A 22158-nucleotide genomic window follows, 5' to 3' on the forward strand; every position below is an offset into this window, starting at 1 on the left:
AAGAACTGGCCCTCGCGGCCTGACTAGAACTGTCACCTGTTCCTGCATCAGACCCTTCTAAGAAAGTTTTCCGCCGTAAGGCTCTGGGGTGTGTGGCAGGAATCGAGCGCCTACGCGGGTGCGCGGGCACGCGTTCACCACCCCCGTTCACCAGCGCGTCAGAGATTCGTGACTGTGCAGGAGATTGCGGCGCGGATCCGGCACGCGGCCCGAGAATCTCCTACGAACCGAACCGAACGAACGACCGAGGCCCCGCGAGAACGACAGCCCAGGTCTGAACGAGGGCGATGACGCCGGCGCGAGGCGCGGACTCGCCGGCCCCGAACCCACGGAAGACCGTGACTAGTAGTTCTCGGCTGGGACCTTCTCGAACCACCAGAACGGGTGCGTCAGCACCTGCATCAGGGGCTCCTTGCCGACCCACATGCCGAAGTGGCCCTCGCGCCAGCGGCCGCTCGAATCGCTCAGGTATTTCATGTGCGGCATCATGAAGCGCTCCTCATAGGCGTGGTATGCGACGGTGTCGCTCCACTTCTCCTGCAGCGCGTTCGCGAACTCCATGCCGCCCATGCGCGCGGGCTCGTGCGAGCTGAATCCGCCGAGGGGCCGGCCCACGGCGGCCTCGAATACCGCGCGCTGGCGCTCGGCCCACTCCCAGTTGTCGCCGCCAAGCCAGTCCGACAGTCCCCCCTCCAGGTGCAGCTGGACCTCGTGCCCGAGCCCCTCCATCTCCTGGATGAACTGCAGCGACTGCAGGCTCATCAGGTTGTAGCCGCGGGCGTGCACCCGGAGGAAAAAGGTCGAGGTGCAGCCCGCCTCGGCGTCGACGCGCGCCACCCGCATTGCCTGCTCGATTGTGTTGTCGATATCGTGACGCAGCACCAGGTGCTGCGCCTGCGGCTCGGCGAGGTACTGCTGGAACCCGGTGACCGCGTACCCGGCCTCGCGGTAGGCGCGCAGCGTGTCCGAGTAGGACTTCAGCGAGTAGTCGTACGTTTCAGTGGCGGAAGAGGTCATGCTGGTCTGCCGTTCGGGTCGCGGCCAGCGTGCGCCGGCAGTGGGTCTGACAAGAGAACACAATGTGCCCCATGCTACGGGAGGCGCCCCACCGCTCGCACCGGGGCCATTCGAGGGCCCACGCTAGGATTGCTCGCATGGCAGCACCGAACCACGCGGGAACTCGCGCCCTGTGAACCGCAATCGCCTGCCCGCGTGGATCAATCGCGGGATCGACCGCCTCGCTGATGCCCCAATGAGCCCGCTGGGCCGGATCGCCGCGCGACGCCTCGGTGCACCCGCCCCGCGCGGCACGATCCCGGCGACGGAGTTCGGAAGCGCTCCCACCCGCGTCCTCATTGCCCCCGTGAATTATTCGGGTCAGGGCACCGCTTGGGCTCGCGCGCTTGAAGCGGCGGACCCCGAAGTCTCAGCCCGGAATATGGCCATCGAGGTGCCCGGCGGTTTTTCCTTCGATGCGGACCTCGTGGTCCCGGTCGGCACGTACCATAATGACCCCGACTGGCAGCGGCGACAGTTCGCCGCTGCGGCAGGTGCCACCCACGTCCTCATCGAGGCCGAGGAGCCCCCGTTCGGGCGGCTCATGGGCCGCTCAGTCGCAGCCCAAGCCCAGGCGTTGCAGGACCACGGCGTGAATGTCGCCTACCTCGCCCACGGCACCGACGCTCGCCTCCCCTCGCGTCATGCCGCGTCGAGCCCGTGGTCGTACTATCGGGACGAGGCCGTGTATCTGCCGCGCGCCGAGCAGCTCGCGGCCCGGAATATCGCGGTCGTCGAGGCGAGCGGACGCCCGCAGTTCGTTTCCACGCCGGATCTCCTTACCGATCTCCCGAACGCCACGTGGTGCCCTGTGGTCGTGGATCCCGTGCGCTGGGCGAGCGCCCCCCGTATTCCGCGCCCCGCGGGTGCTCCGCTCCGCGTGGCGCACGCCCCGTCGAACCCGGTACTCAAAGGGACCCCGTTAATCATGCCGGCGCTTGAGCGCCTCATCGACGACGGAGTCATCACCCTCGAGCTTGTGCAGGGCGTCCCCTCGGCGCACATGCCCGAGGTGTTCGCGCGCGCGGATGTGCTGCTCGACCAGTTCCGGTTGGGCTCCTATGGAGTCGCCGCGTGCGAGGCGATGGCCGCCGGCTGTGTGGTCGTCGGGCAGATATCCGAGCAGGTGCGCTCCGCGGTGCGCGACCGCAGTGGACAGGAGCTCCCTATTGTGGAGGCGGACCCAGGCACCATTGAGACGGTGCTGCGGGAACTCGCAAACGATCCCGCCCTGTCAACCCGCAGTGAACTGAGCCGGGACTTCGTGCGCACACTGCACGATGGCCGCGCTTCCGCGGCCGCGCTTCGCGCCGCCTGGATCACATCCCCTGGAGAGGACCCCCACCATGCATCCCGCAGCTGAACGCGCGTGGCATCTCGTCCCCAAGTTTGCCCAGGACGCAATCGCGTCGGGGATCGACCGTGTCCGCGGCATCACCCCGCCGGCACCTCCGCTGCCTGATACGAGCAAGCCAATCCGACTCTTCGTTGGCCCAGTGAACTACGCGGGGCAGGGACACCAGTGGGCGCGCGCCGCAGAGTCTTCAGGGCTCGTTTCAGCCCGGAACTTCGTCCATGACGAGAACAATCTGCTCCGGTATCCGGCCGACTACACCGTGCCGTGGCGCACTTCGGAGCACTCACGCGCCTGGCAGAAGGCGATGCTGCGGACGCTATCGGAACAATACACACACGTGCTCATCGAGGCGTGTTTCCCCATCCTCGGCGGCCGCTACTCCGGGGACGTGCGCCGTCAGGTCGCTGAGTTCCAAGACGCGGGTCTGAAGGTCGCGGTCGTGGGCCACGGCACCGACGTCCGCTTGCCCTCCCGCCACGTCACGACCGAACCGTGGTCAATGTTCCACTCGGATGAGTGGGTCGCCCCGGAACTCGTGGAGCACGCCGTCTCCGAGAATCTCAGACTGATTGAGGATCTCGGGGTGCCGACGTTTGTCTCCACCGCTGGCCTGCTCCTCGATTTGCCGCGGGCCCACTATCTTGGAGTGATCATTGAGCCAGAGCGCTGGGTCGCCCCTGAGCCGCCCCTGCAGCGGGACCGGATCCGCGTGGTGCACGCCCCCACGAACCAGCATGTGAAGGGCACCGCGGACATCGCCCCGATCGCCCGGCGCATGCACGAAGAGGGCCTCATCGAGTATGTCGAGATTGACAAGATTCCGCACGCCGAAATGCCCGCGGTATTCGCCGGTGCCGACGTGGTGCTCGACCAGTTCCGCATCGGTGACTACGGCGTCGGAGCGTGCGAGACGATGGCGTCTGGCCGGGTCGTGCTCGCTCACGTCAGCGAGCAGGTCCGCGCTGAGGTCGAGCGGCACGCGGGGATGCCCCTCCCGATCCCAGAGACCACAATCGACACGGCGGAGGATGTGCTGCGCGACATCGTTGCGCGGCGCGATCATTACCGGGAGATCGCAGCGCAGGGCCCGGAGTATGTGCGCCGACTGCACGACGGCCGGTTCTCCCGCGACGTCCTGATGTCGCACTTCCTGGACGCATAGCCATGCGCGTTGTCATCGCCACCCGCATCTACCGGCCCGAACCCTCAGCGGCGTCGTTTTTCCTCGGGTCCGTCTCTGACGCACTGACCGCGGCCGGCCACGAGGTCGAGGTACTCACCGCGAAGCCACTGCCCGGGCAGGGCGAAGCCGCGCGCGGCGAACGCGTCAAGACATTCCCAGTGCTGCGAGACGCAAACGGGTACGTGCGCGGCTACGTGCAGTACATGAGCTTCGATATTCCGCTTGCGTTCCGGCTGTTGTTCGCACGTCGACCCGCCGCCGTGTTTGTCGAACCGCCCCCCACCACGGGTGCCGTGGTGCGCGTGGTGTGTGCGCTGCGCCGGATCCCCTATGTGTACGACGCCGCCGATATCTGGTCGGACGCCGCCGGCCAGGCAACCGATTCCGGGCTTGTGGTGCGGGTACTGCGAGGGCTGGAGCGCTTTGCAATGCGGGGGGCGGCGGAACTTGTCACGATCTCGCAGGGCGTTGTCGACCGCGTTCGGGATCTCGGGGTCACCACCCCTGTGGACGTGACCGGGTTCGGGGCCGACACCTCGGTATTCGGCTACCGGGACGTCCCCACAGAGCGATTGTTCATCTACGCGGGCACCTACACCGGGCTCCACGGTGCCGACATCCTGATCGACGCCTTCGCCCGGTTCTCCGAAACCCACCCCGGCTATCGGCTGCGCTTCATCGGGAACGGCACTGAGCAGGACGAGATGCGGGCGCGCGCCGCCTCGCTCGGGATCGGCGAAAGCGTCGAGTTCGCCGATCCGGTACCAGCGGCAGAACTCAGTCCGCAGCTGTCCCGCGCCGTCGCGAGCCTCGCGACGCTGAAGCCCGGCGGCGGATACGAATACGCGTTTACCTCGAAGGCGTACTCCTCCCTCGCGGCCGGCTGCCCGGTGATCTTCTCCGGGCCTGGGCCCACCGCGCCCTTCCTCACCGAAGCAGCGAAGACGGTGCCTGTGGGCCACGTCGCGGAGTATTCCGCTGACGCCATCGCGGACGCGCTGCGCCAGGCCGCGGACGCCCCGCTCTCCCCCTCCGACAGGCAGCGCGTTGCGGAGTGGACTGCAGCCCACCACTCGATGCGTGCCGTCGCCGAGCGGGTCGCCGCGCGTATCACGGCGGTCGGATCAGCGGGCCGCCGTCCGGGTCGTGCCAGGCGATCCGGAGCGAAAGGTGGCACCGCATGACCGGACTCTTCGCCAGACTCGCTGGGTGGGCTGTGGCCCACCGATCGAAGCTGCCGCAGTGGGCGCAACGCCTCATGGAGTCCGCGGCACGAAACCCAGACGGTCTGGTGGGCCGGCTCAGTGCACGGCTCATGGGTGCCGGCGGCGATGCCCCCGTGACGACGGTGCCGGACACGGAGATTCGCGTCTATGTCGCCCCGACGAACTACGCAGGCCAAGGGTACCTTTGGGCCCGAGCGCTTGAGGCGTCCGACTCCCGCGTCGGCGCTCGCAACATGGCGGTTGAGCTTCCGGGCGGATTCGCGTTCCCGGCCGACACGCTCGTGCCGATCGCCGCAGTGAATGCCTCCGAGGATTGGGCTGCGGCGGAGTGGGCTGCGGCGAGCCAGTTTAGCCACGTACTCGTCGAGGCCGAACGTCCCATGTTCGGCAAGCGCTGGGGCCGAGATCTCGCAGTCGAGGTCGCCGAGCTCGAACGAACCGGCGCATCCGTCGCGTTCCTTGCGCACGGCACCGATGTCCGTGACCCGGACCGCCACATGTCGCTGACCCCGTGGTCGCCCTACATGGAGGACCCGCGCACGGACATCCTCCGAGCAGACGCGCGGGCAAACGTTGCCCTCCTCGAACGGCTCGGCCGGCCGACGTTCTTCTCGACCCCGGATCTTGCCATCGACCTTCCCTGGGCACACTGGTGTCCAGTCGTCGTGGATCCCACCCGCTTCACCGCACCAGCCCCGACGTTCGGGAGCGCCCGAGCGCGCGTGATCCATGCTTCGAGCAACCCACTGCAAAAAGGCAGCGACCGGATCGAACGAGCGCTTGCTCCGCTCATCGCGTCCGGTGAGATCGAGTACGAGCTCATCACGGCAACGCCCGCGGCTCAGATGCCCGCCGTGTTCACCGCAGCCGACATCGTGCTGGATCAGTTCCGGCTGGGTTCCTATGGTGTCGCCGCGTGCGAGGCCATGGCGAGTGGACGAGTTGTGGTTGGGCACGTCCTGCCCGAGGTGCGCGAGCGCGTGCTCCGCGATACCGGACTGGACCTCCCCATCGTGGAGGCGACTCCCGAAACCCTGCACGATGTCGTCGCCGGGCTCATCGCTGATCCCGCAGCCACCCGCGCCGCAGCAGCAGCAGGGCCTGGGTTTGTTGCCGCCGTGCACTCGGGTGCGATGAGCGCGAAGGTGCTCACTGAGTATTGGATCGCGCCGGGGAGCGCCGAAGCGCCCTCCGAAGCACCCTCCGACGCGCGCTAGTTCGCGGAGGCCGCCGCCGACTGCACGGGAGCTCGCCGCTGATCCCGCGCATCCTTCCAGCGCCGCATGCGGCGCTCGACCGGGCGCTCAATCCCGGCGTGCAGGGCCCACGCCAGGACAATGTCGACGGCCAGGATCACACCAAACCACGCAAGGTTGCGCCAGCTCGCCTCTTGGAAGCCGAAAACGCGCAGCGCCAGGTAGATCACCGTCGCGTGCACGAGGTAGAACGCGAACGACCACTCGCCGAGCTTCACCTGCCAGCGAGTTTCGAACAGGAAGCGCTTCCCGTTCAGCGAGTGTGCAGTGAGCGCAACGATCGCGATGCCGACGGCGACCGTGAAGAACTCATTCCCAAACATCGCGAACCGACCGAACACGGGTGAAAGCGGCGAAAGGACGATTGCGGCGACGACTATACCAAGCGCCCCGATCCCCCACACTGGATGCAGGCGCGGTCGCCAGCCCGAGCGCATTGCCCAGGCGAGCGCCATCCCCAGGAGGAACTCCGGGACACGGGTGATGGGCATCGGAACCTGCGTCAACCAGGACTCCGGCCAGACAAGCACGCCGAGACGATAGGCAAACGCCCAGACGATCGCCGCAAGCGCGAGCCAGAGCGCCCCGCGCTTCGCAAGCGGGGTAAGTACTCGCGAGATCACCGGATGCAGTGCATAGAACAGCGCCTCGACGGTGAGGGTCCAGGCAGCCGGGTTCCCCGAGAACAGTACCGCCGGGTTTGCCCACCATCCCTGCAGCAGCACGACCGACAGCAGCAAGATCCCGAGGTCAAAGGGCTTCAGGAAGCTGCCCTCGGGAATCGTCGCAAATGTGTAGAACACCGGGATCGCGAAGAGAAGTGCCACGATGTGTGCCGGCCAGATGCGGGCGAAGCGACGCCAATAAAAAGTCGATGTCGCCACCGCGGGCCGCATCGACCAGGTCAGCACAAAGCCCGAGAGTACGAAGAAGAACGTGACGCCCAGGTACCCTTCGTCAAACAACCGCGTGATCGGGCCGGGGAGCGGCGCAAAGACGCGCATGTGGTACAAGAACACAAGGAACGCAGCCCACCAGCGAAGTCCGGTCAGCGAGTCAAGGCGGGGCGTCGGCGCGGCAAGCGTCGCTGAGGCGGGTCGGGTCACGGGAGTCCAATCGGGATCTGCGGCAGGGACCAGGATACCCGAGCATTTCCTGCAGGCACACGGTGCCGGCCCGCCCGGTACGATCGAGGCTATGCCCGCACCCCGCGTCGACGTCATTATTCCGGTCCACTCGGCTTCCCGGCCCATCGCACGAGCTGTGGCTTCGGTGCTCGATGGGTCCGCCGCGGCAGTGCGGGTGATCGTGATCGCGCACAACATCGAGTCCGAGCTCATTCGTAGCGCACTCCTCGATGTTGCGGATGACCCTGCGGTGGAGGTGATTCACCTCGCAGACGGAATCCCCTCCCCCGCCGGCCCCCGGAACCTGGGCATCACCCACGCGACCGCCCCCTACTACGCGTTCCTTGACTCGGACGACACACTCGCTCCAGGAGCTCTGGATTCGTGGCTCACCCTCGCGGAGGAAAGCCACAGCGCCGTGGTGATCGCGCGGATGGAACAGGAATCATCCGGGGCCGCCGACCCGCTGCCGCCGACCCGCCCGGAGCGGGACCGAGCATTACATCCGGTCAAGGACCGGCTCCCGTACCGTAGCGCACCGTTCGGCCTCATCGACCGCGAGCGCTTTGCCGGGCTCCGCTTCACGCCTGGGCTCGAATCCGGTGAGGACATCGTCGCCTCTGCCGAACTCTGGTTCAGCGGAGCACGCATCGCCTACGATCGCACCGGGCCGGCCTACCGGGTGGGCGGTGACGCGAGCGACCGCGTCACCGCGGCCCGCCGTTCCCTCGCCGCTGACTTCGCATTCCTTGGGGCGATCGCGGCGACGGAGTGGTTCGGACTACTGCCGCGTTCGGCGCGCCGCGCGTTCGGGGTCAAGGTGTTCCGCCTGCACTTCTTCGATGCGGTACTCGCGCGCCTCACCGACGATGGGGTCCACGGCGGTCTCGACGCGCACCGCGAGCCTTTCGCCCGCCTCGTGCACCAGGTTGAAGAGCTCGCCCCCGGATCGCTGGCGCTGCTGTCCCGGCGAGACCGGGCGGCGATCGACGAGGCGACTTCTCCCACGGGCACGCCGGAGACCATCATGGCGCTCCTCGAGGCCCGCTGGCTCGGTGGTATCGACGCGATGCTCACCAGGAATCCGTTTCTGTCGATGCACCGACAGGGCCCGCGCCGCACTCTTCGCGACATGGTGGCGTAGCCGCGCGGTAGCATCGAAGCCATGCTCGAGCCCCGCGTCGATGTCACAATCGCAGTCCATTCCGCCTCGCGCCCCATTGCGCGCGCCGCGTCCTCCATCCTCGACCACACCGAGGCCCCGGTTCGCGTCAATGTCGTGGCCCACAACATTGATCCGGAGATCATCCGCGCCAATCTGGGAGCGTACGCCGACGACCCACGGCTGCGGCTGCTGGCCCTGGCCGACGGCATTCCGTCCCCGGCCGGCCCGATGAACCACGGCTTTGCAATGTCAACGGCCCCGTTCGTCGCTCTCCTCGGTTCGGACGACGAGTTCGCGCCGGGTGCGATCGATTCGTGGCTGCGGGTCCAGGAAGAGACGGGCGCCGAGGCAGTGATCGCGCGGATCCAGCTCGTCACCGGCGGCACTGACCCCTACCCTGCGGTCCGGGGAGGCCGGCGAAGCCGGGAGCTCAGCGGACGGCGGGATCGGCTCTCCTACCGGAGCGCGCCCCTCGGCCTGATCGATCGCCGTCGTTTCGGGGAGCTTCGCCTGACAGAAGGCGTCCGATCCGGCGAGGATCTCGCCTACTCACTCACGGTGTGGTTCACGGGGAAGCACCTTGCGTATGACCTTGACGGCCCGCCCTACGTGGGCCACGACGATGCCGAGGACCGGGTTACCTCGGCCCCACGGCCCCTCGCTGAAGACTTCGCGTTCCTCGATTACATCGAGCAGCTGCCGTGGTTCCGCGACACGTCTGCAGCAGACCGCACAGCGATTGCGGTCAAGCTGATCCGGATCCACGTCTTCGATGCGGTGCTCGCTCGAGTGAGCAGTCCCGAAGCACTCGCGGAGAACCGTGCGGGCTTGCTCGCGCTCGTCGATCGACTCGAGCGGCTCGGCCCAGGAGCGCTCCGACTGCTCGCCCGCACCGACCACGCGGTATTCGACACGTTGCGGGATCCGCAGAGCACCCCGGAGCAGGTCACTGAGCGATTGCAGCGCCGACTCGCCTACCTCTCGGTGCCGACGCTCCTCACCCGCAATCCGTTCCTCGTGTTCCATGCGCAGGCTCCGTTCCGGAACCTGTTCGCGGGCTACCGGATCATGCGGCGCTTCCGCTAGTCCTGTTCGCTCTCGCGCACCACGGACGCGAGGCCCGCGAGCGCGACCTGCTCGCCGAACGCCGGATGCGCGCGGGCCACCTCCGCGAAGGTGCCCTGCGCGACGATGACCCCGTCGTCGAGGTAGCAGATCTGGTCGTAGTCTTTGATCGTAGACAGACGGTGCGCCACCGAGATGAGCGTCACCTCACCCTGAAGACTCCGAATCGACTTGGTCACCTCGTCCTCGGTTTTCGTGTCGAGGGAGGACGTCGACTCGTCGAGCACCAGTACGAGGGGGTCCGTGTAGAGCGCGCGAGCGATACCGAGGCGCTGCTGTTGCCCGCCCGAGAGCGATACCCCGCGCTCGCCAATACGTTCGTGAATTCCGCCGGCACGAGAATCGATGAGTGAACCCAGCTGGGCGCGCCGCAGCGCGCGTTCGACCCGCTCGGGATCGAGTTCATCACCCCAGGTGAGCGCGACGTTCTGCGCAATAGTCCCGTCGAAGAGCGCCACTCGCTGTGGCACGTACCCGACACGGCCACGCCACTGTTTGAGCACCGCCTGGAGCGACTCCGCATCGATGTCGATGCGCCCGGATGACGGTTGACTGAGACCAAGCAACAAGTCGATGAGAGTCGACTTCCCCGCCCCGGACGGGCCGACGATTCCCACGGAGCTCCCGAACGGGATCGCGAGCGACATGCCCCGGATTACCTCGTCGTCAGCCCCCGGATACCGGAAGTGCACGTCGGTCAGCCGGAGCTCGTCCGGGCGCTCGGCAAGCGTCGCGGTGTCCGCGGGTGCCTGTGACGTTTTCATGTCGTGTTCCGCGGCCAACATGTCCCCGATGACATCTTTGGCACCCGGCACACTCGCGGTCGCCTGCACGATCCCGCCCTGCACACCGGTGAGCGCGGGGATGAGGCGGATCCCCGTCATCGCGAAGAGCGACACGGAGGTGAGCCCGGCGGCCATGCCACCCTGCAGCACTGCGACACCGCCGATGAGAATCACGCCACCGAACAGCGCAGCCTCATACGCGAATCCGGGCAGGATGCCCAGGAACGAACCGTTCGCACGCGCACGCACGCTGTGCTTGCGGTTCGCGGTGACAAGATCTGCGACCTCTCCGAGGCCGTTCCGGAGGCTCAGCTCCTTGAGCGCGTCAATCATTTCGGTCATGAGGTTAGCGACTCGGTACCCGTAGTACAGCCCCACCTGGCCCGCTTCAAGAACACGCTTCGTGACAACGAAGTGCACGAGCAGCATGACAAGCGAGAGGTATACGAACGCAATCGCGGAGGTCAGTGGATCAGCGAAGACCAGCACCCCGAGCACAAGCACGAAGGTAAAGAAGGAGCTCGGGATTCGCATGATGGGCAGCACGAAGCCCGCCATCGTGTTCGCGATGCCCGCATCCGCGATACGCGTGATCTCGGCGACCGAGCGCTTCGCGCGCTCCTCCCAGCTGGAATTGATGTAGGCGCGGAAGAGGCGGTCACCGATCTCCAGCTCGTACTTCGCAAAGCGCCGCGTCGCGAACCACTGCAGCACCACGTTGAGCGCCGACTTCAGGATCATCAGCAGCAGCGCGATGAGCACAAAGAGTGGTGCCACCTCGGGGGACACACTGCCAATGACCGGCAGCGTAATCGTCGTGCCACTGATTGCGGGGCCGATCACAACCGCGAGCAGCGCCATCCCAATCGCATCCAGCGTGGTGATGAGGCTCGTGGCAACCATGTAGCCGACGAAGTACCGCTGTGCTCCTGGGGGGAGGAGCGGAAGCAACTGCCGGAGAACTGACCAGATTTCTTTCATAGTGCCGTGAGGCCCCGCGCTCTCGGGCGGTGCCCGAGCCTACGCCCCCGCCTGCAGCACGGCGGTAACGCCGGCGATAATGCGATCAACATCGCCTTCACCCAGCGAGGGGTGCACCGGAAGCGAGAGTACCTCGGACGCGGCCTTCTCGGTTTCTGGGAGTTCCAGGCCCGGGGCGAACGGCGCGAGCGAGGGCAGGCGGTGGTTCGGGATCGGGTAGTACACCCCCGAGCCCACATTGTGCTCCGTCTTCAGGGCGTCGCGCAGGCGATCTCGCTCGCCCGCGTCCACGCGGATCGTGTACTGGTGGTACACGTGCACGGCCTGCGGAGCCACGTACGGGGTAGTAACGCCGGCGATACCTGCGAGCCCGGCGGTGAGCGCGGCAGCATTAGCCTGGCGCTGCGCGGTCCACGCGTCGACCTTCGTGAGCTGCACGCGGCCGATTGCGGCGTGCACGTCCGTCATGCGAGCGTTGTAGCCAATGACCTCGTTGGCGTACTGGGTTTCCATGCCCTGGTTGCGGAGCAGACGCACATTGCGCGCGATCTCCTCGGTGGCGCACGTCACCATGCCGCCCTCACCCGAGGTCATGTTCTTCGTCGGGTAGAGACTGAACATCGCGAAGTCACCCAAAGTGCCAACGGGGCGGCCATCCCAGGACGCGCCGTGTGCCTGCGCGGCGTCCTCGTAAATCGCGAGGCCGTGTTCTTCAGCGATGGCGTTGATCTGGTCCACCAGGTACGGGTGCCCGTACAGGTGCACCGGCATGATGCCCTTGGTCTTCGGGGTGATCGCTGCGCGGACAGATGCCGGATCGAGCGTAAAGGTCTGCGGGTCGATGTCCGCGAACACCGGGGTCGCGCCGGTGAGCGCGACCGAGTTCCCCGTCGCGGCGAAGGTGAACGAGGGGACGATGACCTCGTCGCCCGCTCCGACACCCGCGGCGAGCAGGCCCAGGTGCTGACCGCTCGTGCCCGAGTTCACTGCGACCGTGGCGCGCCCGTTCACGAAGTGTTCAGCGAACTCGGACTCGAACGCGGCGACCTCGGGGCCCTGCGCAATCATGCCGGAGCGCAGCACGCGGTCGACCGCCGCGCGTTCGTCGTCGCCGATGATCGGCTTGGCCGGGGGAATGAACTCTGCTGACATACGGGAACACCTTCCGTGGGCACGGGTATGCCCAACATTCATCTGCCAGAATACCTGTATGACCTCCGAATCCGCGGCAGCAGCCGTCTTCGCTGCCGACACCTGGGTCGTGATCCCCCTGTATAACGAAGCGACCGTGATCGCTGGGGTGATCCGCGACCTCCTCGCGCAGTTCCCCAACATCGTCTGTATCGACGATGGATCACGGGACGGCTCCGGGGATATCGCACGCCAGGCTGGAGCCCGGGTCGTCACCCACCCGATCAATCTCGGGCAGGGTGCCGCACTGCAGACCGGGTTCGAGTACGCCCTCGAGCGCGGTGCTCGATATGTGGTGACCTTTGATGCTGACGGGCAGCACAGAGTCGAGGACGCCGTGGCGATGCTTGAACGTTCACGGTCAGAAGACCTGGCGATCGTGTTTGGCTCCCGATTTCTCGACGACCGGACCAATCCGGGCTTTCTGAAGAAGGTTGTCCTTAAGACCGCCGTGGCCGTGACGAATATCACTACTCGGACCAGGCTCACTGACGCGCACAATGGGCTGCGGGTCATCCGCGCCGACGCGCTCCGGCAGATCAAGCTCCGTCAGGATCGCATGGCCCACGGAACGGAGATCGTGGTGCAACTCGGACGCACCGGCCTGCCGTACGCCGAACACCCCGTTGAGGTGATCTACTCGGAGTATTCAAAGGCGAAGGGCCAGTCCCTGCTGAACTCCGTGAACATCCTCGTGGACCTGATCATCCGGTAGGGACCCCAGACATGACACTCTTCCAGTTCCTCCTCATCGCCGCGGTGATCGTGGCCGCGACGCTCGCGGTCCGGTTTCTGCCCGGCGAGCGCTCACTCGCGCTGAAACGGATCTTCGCGATCCTCTTCGTGATCGCTGCGGTGGTCGCGATCCTCTTCCCCGGAGCGCTCACCTCGGTTGCGAACTTCTTCGGGATCGGCCGAGGCACCGACCTCCTGCTGTACTTGTTCATTGTGGCAATGCTGATCTTCGCTACGGCGACCGTGCGGGCAAAGGCCCGCAGTGACGCCCGCGTCTCGGAGCTCGCCCGGGCGGTCGCGCTGATGGAAGCCCGGATCATCGAAGGCCAGGATGACCCGCAGAGCCCGAGCACCGAGGAGACACCCGCACCGTGATGGCCTGGATCGCCTTCGCCGGCCCCGTGCTCGCGGGACTCCTGATCGTCGTGGTGCTCGGCGCACCGGCCGCGTGGGCACTGCGCCTCCGCGGCATCGCGATCCCGCTCGTGGCCGTGCCCGCGGCGTTCGCCGTCATTGCTGTCAGTAGTGTGGTCGCCTCGATCGCCGGGGTTCGGTGGTCGCTGCTCCCGGCTCTTGCGCTCGCAGTGATTCTTGCCGTGGTACTCCGGCTGCTCAGGCGCTGGATTGGAGCTCCCGCCGGCCCGCGGTCCGGCCGGAACCAGCGGAGCGAGCTCTGGGTCGCACTCGCCGCGGCCGCCATCGGCGGTGCGGTCATCGCGATTTCTCTTGCGGCCGGGCTCCGCACTCCCGGGGCGATCTCGCAGACCTTCGACGCGAACTTCCACCTCAACACGGTTCGCTACATTCTCGACTCGGGATCCGCGTCGCCGTTCACAATGGAGCTCACGACCCCGGGGTCGCCGGCGTTCTATCCGGCGCTCTGGCACGGTTTCGTCGCGCTCATCGCCCAACTCAGCGGTGCGTCGGTGCCAGTCGCCACGAACGCAGCTCTGTTCGTGACTTCCGCTGTGATCTGGCCGGTCGGGGCCGTAGCGCTGGGCCGTGCCGTCGCCGGCCCGAGCACTCGCGTTCTGGTGATTTCGGGGGCCCTGTCGGCCGCCTTCCCGAACTTCCCCCTCTTCCTCGCGGGCTACGGCGTGATCTACCCGAACCTCTTCGCGCTCGCGCTGCTTCCCTATTTGCTCGTCGCGGGGCTTCAGCTTCTGAACCTCGGACCCGCGCGGCGCGCGACCCCTCTGGCCCGTGGCACGCGCTGGTTGCTCTTCGTGGGCGCCCTCGGTGCCGCCGCACTGGCCCACCCAAATGTGATTCACGCGGTCCTCGCTTGGGGAGCGATTCCCGTGCTGTGGGTCGTGTGGCGCGGCCTGCGCGGTGGCCCTGTTCCCGGGCCCGACGGGGTGCGAGTCGCACCACCAACGCACGTTGCTGTTCGCCGCATCGGTGCCGTGATCGGCTTCGCGGTCCTTGCTGTCTCGATCCCGGCCGCCTGGATCCTCGGCCAGACCTACGACAACGCCTGGGAAGGGTTCTACGGTCCCCGGAGCGCCGCACTGCAGCTGATCGGCGGCACTCCGCACCTTGCCGGCCATGCCTGGACCGTAGCGCTCATCGTGTTGCTCGGCGCGCTGCTCGCATGGCGCTCACGCAACGTGCGGTGGCTTCTCGGGTCGGCTGTGGCTCTCGCCTTCCTCTACTGGGTCGCTGATGGGTTCCCTTCAAACGATCTCCGCACTGCGTTTGTGGGCCCCTGGTACAACGACCCCCGCCGGCTCGCGTCACTCGTACCGTTCGGTGCTCTCCCCCTCGCCGTGCTCGGGGCGTCCGCCGCGTGGACGATGCTCCGCCCTGGCCTGCACCGGTTTGCCGGGATGAGGTCGACCCGTCCGCAGCGTGCGCGCCGGATCCTCACTGGTTTCGCGGTGCTGTTCCTGCTTGCAGCAGGGCAGGCGGGCACGTTCTCAGCAATGCAGTCGCTGCGCGACGGCTACGAGACGCACGACGCGATCCTGCTTGACGATGACGAGCGGAAGCTGCTTGAACGGCTCGGGGAGGACGTGCCGGAGGGCGCGACGATCGCGAACAGCCCGCTGAACGGCGGCTCGCTCGGCTACGCGATCGCGGATCGCCCGGTACTCTTCCCGCACACGAACGGCACCTACGATCCCCGCGCCTACACGCTCGTGACGAAGCTGACCTCGGATCCAGCGGCCGCCTGTGCCGCCTCCGAGGAACTTGGCGTCGAGTACGTGTTGGACTTTGGCACGGACTACGTATTCGAGAACGCGGCGAAGGTGTGGCCCCAGTTTGATCAGCTCAAGCATCTCGACCGCTCGCCGCTCCTCACAGAGGTCGATCGCGAGGGCGACGCCGCGCTGTATCGGATCACCGGCTGCGCTCAGTAGCACCCCGGTTCCCAGTGCGTACGCCGCGAGCGCGCTAGCATCGACTCAGACCCCGATCCAGAGGAGCAGCATGCCCGCATCGATCAGTTCGCACGCGTTTATCGGCGAGGGCGTGACCCTCGGCGCCGACGTGACAATCGGCCCAGGTGCCGTGATCCTGGGCCCCTGCGTAATCGAAGCAGGGGCCTGGATCGGCCCTGGTGCCCAGATCGGCGCACCGCCCGAGATGTCGAGCCTGCGTCAGAACACGGCGTGGGCCGGTGATCTCGAACACGCGGGCGTCCACATCGGGGCCGGTGCCGTGATCCGCGAGGGTGCCGTAATCCATCAGGGCACATACCGGGAAACCACCGTCGGACCGCGCAGCTGGGTACTCAACCGCGCCTACCTCGCGCATGATGTCCTACTCGGGGCCGACGCGACGGTCTCCGCGGGCGTCTCGATCGGCGGCCACTGTGTGATCGGTGACCGCGTGAACATTGGCATGAACGCCGTGGTACACCAGCGCCGCGTGATCGCACACGGCGCGATGGTGGGCATGGGTACTCCCGTTACCCGAGACGTCCCCCCGTTCGCGAAGGTGTACGGCACCCCACCCCGCCTCGCCGGTGTGAACGCGGTCGGGATGGAGCGCGCCGGGCACGACCCGGCCCTTGCCGAGGTGCTCGCCTCGCACTATGGCGAGGGTGAGTTGTTCACCAGCACCGAGTGTGTACCGGACGACCTCGGAACCCTGAGCGAGGCCGTGCGTTGGTGGCGCGCTCAAGGCGATCTGCGGCCTGTCTCAGTTGCTTCCCCAGATTTTGCAGCGCCGAGGAAGTAGACTCCTCTGTCGTGGCATATGTAGCAGCACTTTCCGACCCGGAGTTTGATACTCCAGGGAAGAGCAAGGGCCTCATCGATGTATTTCGACACCGGTACCTCCTCTCTCTTCTCCTCAAGAAGGGCATCACCACCCGGTACTACGGGTCCGTGCTCGGCTGGGTGTGGTCGTATGTGCGACCCGCCGCACAATTCCTCATGTATTACCTCGTCATCGGGGTTGTACTCGGCGCGAACAGAGGCATGGATTTTTTCCCTGTCTACCTCTTCGCAGGGATTATCACTGTCAACCTCTTCAGCGAGGCGCTCCGAAACACTACCAACGCGATCACGGACAACGCTGCTCTCGTGAAAAAGATCTACTTGCCAAGGGAGCTTTTCCCCGTTGCAGCCATCGGGGTCGCGTTCGTTCATTTTCTTCCTCAGGCCGCGGTTCTGCTCGCAGTATGTCTATTCCTCGGCTGGACGATTACTTGGATGCAAGTCCTTGCCTTCGCCGTCGGGTTGTTTGTTGTTCTGGTCTTCGCGCTCGGACTCGGTCTGTTCTTCGGGGCGATCAACGTCGCCTATCGTGATGCGCGCAACATCGTCGATTTGATTCTCATGTTCGCAACCTGGGCATCCCCGGTTCTCTATTCTTGGGAAATGGTTCACAAGCTCATGCCCGACTGGCTGTTCAACCTTTTCATGGTGAACCCGGTCACCACGGCAGTTGAACTCTTCCACAACGTTTTCTGGCTCCCACTCGCGCCCGGCACGCCCCGGCCAGAGCATCTCCTCATCAATGCAGGGATCGGGCTTGTACTGGCGCTCATCACGCTGCTTATCGGCCAGTTCACGTTCCGAAAGCTGGAGGGGAATTTTGCCCAGCACCTCTAATTCCGAACCCAAGTCGGTCAAGCCCGCAATTGTCCTCAACGACGTCCGCAAGACCTTCACAATCAAGCACACACAATCCTTCAAGGAAGCATTCGTTGCGACTCTGCAGCGAAAGGAGCTCAGCTCCTCGTTTAATGCCATTGACGGGCTCAGTCTTGAGGTCCCCGAGGGCCAGTCCATTGCGCTTCTCGGCCGCAACGGCTCTGGCAAATCAACCACACTGAAGCTGGTGTCCGGGGTCATGCGGCCAGACGCAGGCTGGATCCGTACCCGAGGCCGCATCGCAGGCCTGCTCGAAGTTGGGGCCGGCTTCAATCCGAACCTCACCGGCCGGGACAACGTATATCTTAACGCTGCGATCCTCGGCATGAGCCAAGAAGAAACCGAAGCGCGCTTCGAGGACATCCTCGAATTCTCCGAGATCGGAGACTTTATTGATACTGAGGTCAAGCACTATTCCTCCGGCATGTACTCGCGTCTCGGATTCGCCGTCGCTGTGCACACGGAACTTGACGTCCTCCTCGTCGACGAGATCCTATCCGTTGGGGATGCGGCATTTCGCGCAAAATGCGCTGAGCGTATGAAAATGCTCCGCGAACAGGGGAAGACCATGTTTATCGTGAGTCATTCTGCTGGGCAAGTAATGGAACTCTGCGAGCGCGGCGTCGTATTGCAGCGAGGCAAGATTGTTTTCGATGGCCCTATCGCGGAGGCAGTCGCCTTTGTCGATCCCTCATCTGGGAAATTGAAAGAGGGGCCAGTCAGCTACTCAGTCCACGGCGACATCCGTTCGGTATACGAACGCAACCGGAGCGGATTTGGCCGTCCGTTGCACAGTGGGGTCGAGGTCTCCGAGAACGGTGGCGGTTGGTTCCAGCAGTTCGAGCACGGACTCATCACATATTCCCATGCGCTCAAGAAGAGCCACGGGATCCTCCACGGCTCGTTTCTCGAAGAGTACCTGGAGCACGGCGGAGCAATGGGCGAATGGGGATTCATCGCTGGAAATGCCAAGGGCCGCGTTGCTGACGGAAACCGTACGCTCGAGTTCCAGAACGGAGTCGCCCGGTACGATGTGAAGACCGGAGTAACATTCACGCCGGCCGCATAACCGGGCCTTTCAGCAGCACACCGACTAGACTTTCTCAGGTGTTTTCAAAGCGAGCGGTTCCCCATGCACTTGAGCAGGGACTTAGTCTCGTGTTCGACCGCCAACGGCCCTGGCGACGAGAGTTCTTCATACTCCGCGCACTCCATTCCTCACGTGGGGCGTACAGCAGTATCACTCTTAGGCAGCGTTCCCGATTCGAGTCGCGTCTTGGGAAATATCCTGACGCCGTTGTGCCTTACTTGCAGTGGGTGAACGAGAGGGAAGGCGGGGACGCAGCTGAGGGCCTTGCCAGAGAACTTGCCGAACAGCCGAAGACGTCGGCCGGGCTCCTCGTTGAAGTTGCGAAATTCCACTATCTCCTCAACCGCACGTCCCTGGGTGATGGGTATATCGAACGAGCCAAAGAGACCGACCCGCGTCTGCTCCGGATCTACGATGAGGAGGCTTGGAATCAGCGTGCACGCGGAAACCTGCACCGCGAGCTCCAAGCAGTGCAACATGCAATAGACGTCGCTCCGGATGTGCCTTCCCGGTTCTATTGGCAAGTATGGCTGGGAGAGATACTGGTCCGCCAAGACCGATTTGACGAAGCATGGCAACATCTCGGGTGTTTCCCCGAGTTCGCGACCGATGACCCTGCCCTGCTGAGCGCTGGATATTGCGCGCACATGCTCGGACTCGACGCTGAGTCGATGGCCGCATACCGACGTTTCGCACCGGAGGGGCCGGACGGATACGACGCAGTCAAAGTGGCACACTCTCAGTTCACACTCTTCCAGCGCGCCACGGAGGCAGCACGCCTACTTGAACCTGTTTCCTCAACGGCTCCGACGAAAGCGCTCGAACTGAGCGCCGAGGTGCAACTCCGGCTCGGCAATCCCGAACGCTCCGCAGTGGAACTGGGCCTCGCGGCTTCACGTACCGACCGCAGCACGGAGGTTCGCCCAAAACTCGCACAGCTGCTCGAACTGCTCGAACGCCCGAGCGAGGCCATTCACGCGTACGAGTCGTTGACAGCTACCGAGTCTTCTGCGTTCCTCCGTTTCAGAGCCGGTGAGCTTCTCGTAGCGCAAGGTCGGACCATGGAAGCTGTGACACGGTTCCTCGCAGATGTTTCGGCCGAGGGCCTCCCCCCGCTTGCCGACGTTGATGTCGATCCCGCACTCCCATCACTCATCGCGCAAACCCGAGATGCCGCGCTCGACGATTTCGGGGCCCTCTTCCCAGAGATCTTGCAGCGGGCAAGCTCTGAAGCGTTGATTTTCGCGGCTTCTCTAGCCTCGGCCGCTGCCCATGCACGTGGTCAGGAATGGGATGCTGCCTGGGCGGCAATCCGACTAGGCCAAACAAACCGTCTCCCGAGCGTCTCTCTCACAGACGGGAGCTGGGAAAACTCGGACTCCCAACGCGCTACGCATTACGCAGAGTGGATCGAGACAGAGCCGATCGCCCCGGACATCACGCTGTATGAATCCTCGCTCGGTGCTACCACCTCCTGCAATCCGTTGGCAATCTGTCTCGAACTCTTGAATAACCCCGCGCATGCTTCACGGGTGCATGTCTGGAGCATCGAACCGGGTGCATCGATTCACCCGGAGCTGCTGAACCGGGCCAACGTACGCTTCGTTGCCAAGCAGTCTCCCGGCTATTTCCGCGCTCTCGCTGTTGCGGGAACCATCATCAACAATGCGACAATCGACCATGAGTTCATGAAGCGCCCCGGACAGCGATATCTCAATACCTGGCACGGTGTTCCCTGGAAACATATGGGCCGCGACAACCGTTCTGAGCCATTTGCATACGGCAACATCGCCCGGAACTTCTTGCATGCTGATGTGGTGCTCGGGCCAGACCCCCATACGCTGGACGTGCTGTCGCGAGGGCATGATGTGGACGAACTCATTCCAGGTGTCTTTGTGCGCGCCGGGTACCCCAGGAATGACCTTACTTTAAACCTGTCCTCGGGACGGCGGGACCATATCAGAACCGCTCTTGGGGTCCGAGAGACCGACAATCTCGTCGTGCTATTGCCCACGTGGAAGGGAACTTTTGCGGATCGCAACAGCGAGGTGGATCAAGTCATTGCGGTCGCTCGCGGACTCCTCGATTCAGGGGCAAAGGTTGCCGTCCGCGCACACCACTATGTCAGCGCCGCCTTCCGCAATACAGAAATTCTCGGAGTCAAACTGGTGCCAGATGAGTTCGACACGAACGAACTTCTCGGTGCCGCGAATGCCATCGTCACGGATTTTTCAAGCGTTTTGTTTGATGCAGCTGCCACGGGCGTCCCGGTCGTAAAACTGGTTGCAGACATTGAGCAGTATGCGGCCGATCGAGGGCTCTACTTTTCAGCCGAAGAGGTTCCAGGTGCCAATGCAGCAACGATCCCGGAAGCTGCAAGACTTGTTGCCGCTGCATGTGCAGATCCCACCACATTCACGGCACAGTACGCCGAGCAGACCGCACGATTCAGCGCCACCGAGGTCGGTTCCTCGGCCCGACACGCTATTTCGTTGCTCTTTGACGACTCATCGCACAACAGTGCGCCCAGACCCGAGCCGGCGAAAAGCGTGCTCCTCTCCACAGGCGGGCTTCCACCAAACGGCATCACACGGTCAACCCGGAGCCTGATCGCTTCGTTGCAGGGCACTGAATACACGCCATACCTTATTCCGGGCAAGAACACTCTTGAGGGCGCTGATCCCGAGACATTGCGTGACGTACGACGCTACGCGAAGGTGCTCCCTCGTGTAGGGACTATCGCTGGTACTCGTATGGAACGTGAGACCCTCTACTTCGGCACAGGACGCAACTATGTTCCATCGCCTATGGTGCAGCGGTTCCTAGATTCCGGCGCGCGACGGGAGGCGATGCGGCTCTTTGGAGATACGAACTTCCACGCTGCGGTGGAGTTCAGCGCCTACGACGCGAAGAACATCACGTTGCTGAATTACGGAGTACACGTTGGTGCTGGACGGCGCGGAATCGTGTTCCACAATGAGATGTGGCAGGAGGTACAGAACCGCTTTCCTCGGCTCCGTTCCGGTTTCTACTCTCTAGACCGTATGGACTTCCTCGCGTCAGTAAGCGATGACGTGCGAGACTACAACGCACGCACGATGCACGAACACTTCGGAATCGCGACTGACCGTCACATCACGATCGAGAACACGATCAACGTCGCTGAGATCCGGGAACTCGCCAGCACACCGCTCGATCAGGAAGACCACGAGTGGTACGAGGCGGACGTCGCCCACGCGTGCATCGTGGCGCGTCTTTCCCCGGAAAAGAATCACGAGCAGTTCTTCGACGCTCTCGCCTCTTGCCGGCGGGATCTGAGCCGCCCGGTCCGAATCACGTGTCTCGGTGACGGTCCACTCCGGATGAAGCTCGAACGTCAGCTTCGCGACCTGGGACTGACAGATATCGTGCGACTGCGTGGCCTCGTGCCGAACCCACAAGCCCATCTGAAAGCGGCAGGAGCGATGATCTTGCCGTCGCTCCACGAGGGCCAACCGCTGGTGATCCTGGAGGCACTGACCGTTGGTGCGGCGGTCGTGGCGACCGATACTCACGGCTCACGATCAGTGCTCCACTACGGGGCGTTTGGTCAGCTGGTCCCGATTTCGAAACCAGGACTCGTGTCTGCGCTGCATCGCGTTGCCGATGGTACCTTGGACGGCACGGCTACCTTTGACGCGGAGGAATTCACTACGCATTCGCGCGACATGTTCCTCGACGCGATAGACCCCGATCGCACACGGTAGTTAGCTGGGAGCCGAAGAGGCTCCGCCCC

The 22158-nt window shown here is 64.7% G+C and carries 17 protein-coding genes; 13 read left to right on the forward strand and 4 right to left on the reverse strand.

Annotated features, from left to right (window positions below):
• Window positions 1-342 precede the first annotated feature (342 nt).
• Entirely contained in the window at window positions 343-1017 is a 675-nt protein-coding gene (locus FM113_RS17475; RefSeq protein WP_087016216.1) for a GCN5 family acetyltransferase, read from the reverse strand.
• 172 nt (window positions 1018-1189) lie between these two features.
• On the opposite strand from FM113_RS17475, the gene FM113_RS17480 reads away from it, so the two are divergent.
• Genes FM113_RS17480 through FM113_RS17495 form a run of 4 tightly spaced genes read left to right on the forward strand, consistent with a single transcriptional unit; the run spans window position 1190 to window position 6039 of the window.
• Window positions 1190-2419 carry a hypothetical protein gene (locus FM113_RS17480; protein WP_087016218.1) on the forward strand — a complete coding sequence of 410 codons (1230 nt, stop codon included), beginning with the start codon at window positions 1190-1192 and terminating at the stop codon, window positions 2417-2419.
• A complete protein-coding gene (locus FM113_RS17485; RefSeq protein ID WP_087016221.1) occupies window positions 2403-3575 on the forward strand; it encodes a glycosyltransferase in 1173 nt (390 codons plus the stop codon). Before FM113_RS17480 ends, FM113_RS17485 begins: the two co-directional genes overlap by 17 nt.
• Window positions 3576-3577: 2 nt before the next feature.
• Window positions 3578-4780, forward strand: a complete 1203-nt coding sequence (locus FM113_RS17490) for a glycosyltransferase (protein ID WP_087016223.1) — start codon at window positions 3578-3580, stop codon at window positions 4778-4780.
• Window positions 4777-6039, forward strand: coding sequence for a hypothetical protein (locus FM113_RS17495; RefSeq protein ID WP_087016226.1), 1263 nt, complete (start codon window positions 4777-4779; stop codon window positions 6037-6039). The genes FM113_RS17490 and FM113_RS17495 overlap by 4 nt, the downstream gene beginning before the upstream one ends.
• On the opposite strand, the gene FM113_RS17500 is transcribed toward FM113_RS17495, so the two are convergent.
• Window positions 6036-7184, reverse strand: a complete 1149-nt coding sequence (locus FM113_RS17500) for an acyltransferase (RefSeq protein WP_254909079.1) — start codon at window positions 7182-7184, stop codon at window positions 6036-6038. The two genes, FM113_RS17495 and FM113_RS17500, sit on opposite strands and share 4 nt — an antisense overlap.
• 91 nt (window positions 7185-7275) lie before the next feature.
• On the opposite strand from FM113_RS17500, the gene FM113_RS17505 reads away from it, so the two are divergent.
• Both FM113_RS17505 and FM113_RS17510 read left to right on the forward strand, forming a co-directional pair.
• Window positions 7276-8349: a glycosyltransferase family 2 protein gene (locus tag FM113_RS17505; RefSeq protein ID WP_087016230.1), complete on the forward strand. Its 1074-nt coding sequence runs from the start codon at window positions 7276-7278 to the stop codon at window positions 8347-8349.
• A 21-nt stretch (window positions 8350-8370) separates the two neighbouring features.
• Window positions 8371-9456 carry a glycosyltransferase gene (locus FM113_RS17510; protein WP_087016232.1) on the forward strand — a complete coding sequence of 362 codons (1086 nt, stop codon included), beginning with the start codon at window positions 8371-8373 and terminating at the stop codon, window positions 9454-9456.
• Here FM113_RS17510 and FM113_RS17515 read toward each other — a convergent pair.
• Window positions 9453-11261 (reverse strand): ABC transporter ATP-binding protein, encoded by a 1809-nt coding sequence (locus FM113_RS17515; protein ID WP_087016234.1) that lies wholly within the window; start codon window positions 11259-11261, stop codon window positions 9453-9455. The two genes, FM113_RS17510 and FM113_RS17515, sit on opposite strands and share 4 nt — an antisense overlap.
• Window positions 11262-11300: 39 nt before the next feature.
• Complete coding sequence (locus tag FM113_RS17520; RefSeq protein ID WP_087016237.1) at window positions 11301-12413, reverse strand: DegT/DnrJ/EryC1/StrS aminotransferase family protein; 1113 nt, start codon at window positions 12411-12413, stop codon at window positions 11301-11303.
• Between the two features lie 58 nt (window positions 12414-12471).
• On the opposite strand from FM113_RS17520, the gene FM113_RS17525 reads away from it, so the two are divergent.
• From FM113_RS17525 to FM113_RS17560, 7 genes are all read left to right on the forward strand, one after another.
• Complete coding sequence (locus FM113_RS17525) at window positions 12472-13167, forward strand: glycosyltransferase family 2 protein (RefSeq protein ID WP_087016239.1); 696 nt, start codon at window positions 12472-12474, stop codon at window positions 13165-13167.
• 11 nt (window positions 13168-13178) lie between these two features.
• Window positions 13179-13562, forward strand: coding sequence for a DUF2304 domain-containing protein (locus FM113_RS17530; protein WP_087016241.1), 384 nt, complete (start codon window positions 13179-13181; stop codon window positions 13560-13562).
• Window positions 13562-15550: a DUF6541 family protein gene (locus tag FM113_RS17535; RefSeq protein ID WP_087016242.1), complete on the forward strand. Its 1989-nt coding sequence runs from the start codon at window positions 13562-13564 to the stop codon at window positions 15548-15550. Before FM113_RS17530 ends, FM113_RS17535 begins: the two co-directional genes overlap by 1 nt.
• Window positions 15551-15620: 70 nt before the next feature.
• Window positions 15621-16373 (forward strand): DapH/DapD/GlmU-related protein, encoded by a 753-nt coding sequence (locus tag FM113_RS17540; RefSeq protein ID WP_087016244.1) that lies wholly within the window; start codon window positions 15621-15623, stop codon window positions 16371-16373.
• An 11-nt stretch (window positions 16374-16384) separates the two neighbouring features.
• On the forward strand, window positions 16385-17251 hold the full coding sequence (locus tag FM113_RS17545; RefSeq protein ID WP_087016246.1) for an ABC transporter permease: 867 nt from the start codon (window positions 16385-16387) through the stop codon (window positions 17249-17251).
• Entirely contained in the window at window positions 17235-18362 is a 1128-nt protein-coding gene (locus FM113_RS17550) for an ATP-binding cassette domain-containing protein (protein WP_254909080.1), read from the forward strand. Before FM113_RS17545 ends, FM113_RS17550 begins: the two co-directional genes overlap by 17 nt.
• Before the next feature lie 248 nt (window positions 18363-18610).
• Complete coding sequence (locus FM113_RS17560) at window positions 18611-22129, forward strand: CDP-glycerol glycerophosphotransferase family protein (protein ID WP_140393412.1); 3519 nt, start codon at window positions 18611-18613, stop codon at window positions 22127-22129.
• The last annotated feature ends 29 nt before the right edge of the window (window positions 22130-22158 follow it).

Source organism: Leucobacter sp. 7(1) (assembly GCF_900163635.1).
Taxonomy (GTDB): domain Bacteria; phylum Actinomycetota; class Actinomycetes; order Actinomycetales; family Microbacteriaceae; genus Leucobacter.

Excerpts from the sequence above, each read along its gene's own strand:
- FM113_RS17475 (WP_087016216.1), bottom strand. The coding sequence starts at position 1,017 with ATGACCTCTTCCGCCACTGAAACGTACGACTACTCGCTGAAGTCCTAC.
- FM113_RS17485 (WP_087016221.1), top strand. The coding sequence starts at position 2,403 with ATGCATCCCGCAGCTGAACGCGCGTGGCATCTCGTCCCCAAGTTTGCC.
- FM113_RS17490 (WP_087016223.1), top strand. The coding sequence starts at position 3,578 with ATGCGCGTTGTCATCGCCACCCGCATCTACCGGCCCGAACCCTCAGCG.
- FM113_RS17495 (WP_087016226.1), top strand. The coding sequence starts at position 4,777 with ATGACCGGACTCTTCGCCAGACTCGCTGGGTGGGCTGTGGCCCACCGA.
- FM113_RS17505 (WP_087016230.1), top strand. The coding sequence starts at position 7,276 with ATGCCCGCACCCCGCGTCGACGTCATTATTCCGGTCCACTCGGCTTCC.
- FM113_RS17510 (WP_087016232.1), top strand. The coding sequence starts at position 8,371 with ATGCTCGAGCCCCGCGTCGATGTCACAATCGCAGTCCATTCCGCCTCG.
- FM113_RS17515 (WP_087016234.1), bottom strand. The coding sequence starts at position 11,261 with ATGAAAGAAATCTGGTCAGTTCTCCGGCAGTTGCTTCCGCTCCTCCCC.
- FM113_RS17520 (WP_087016237.1), bottom strand. The coding sequence starts at position 12,413 with ATGTCAGCAGAGTTCATTCCCCCGGCCAAGCCGATCATCGGCGACGAC.
- FM113_RS17525 (WP_087016239.1), top strand. The coding sequence starts at position 12,472 with ATGACCTCCGAATCCGCGGCAGCAGCCGTCTTCGCTGCCGACACCTGG.
- FM113_RS17530 (WP_087016241.1), top strand. The coding sequence starts at position 13,179 with ATGACACTCTTCCAGTTCCTCCTCATCGCCGCGGTGATCGTGGCCGCG.
- FM113_RS17535 (WP_087016242.1), top strand. The coding sequence starts at position 13,562 with ATGGCCTGGATCGCCTTCGCCGGCCCCGTGCTCGCGGGACTCCTGATC.
- FM113_RS17540 (WP_087016244.1), top strand. The coding sequence starts at position 15,621 with ATGCCCGCATCGATCAGTTCGCACGCGTTTATCGGCGAGGGCGTGACC.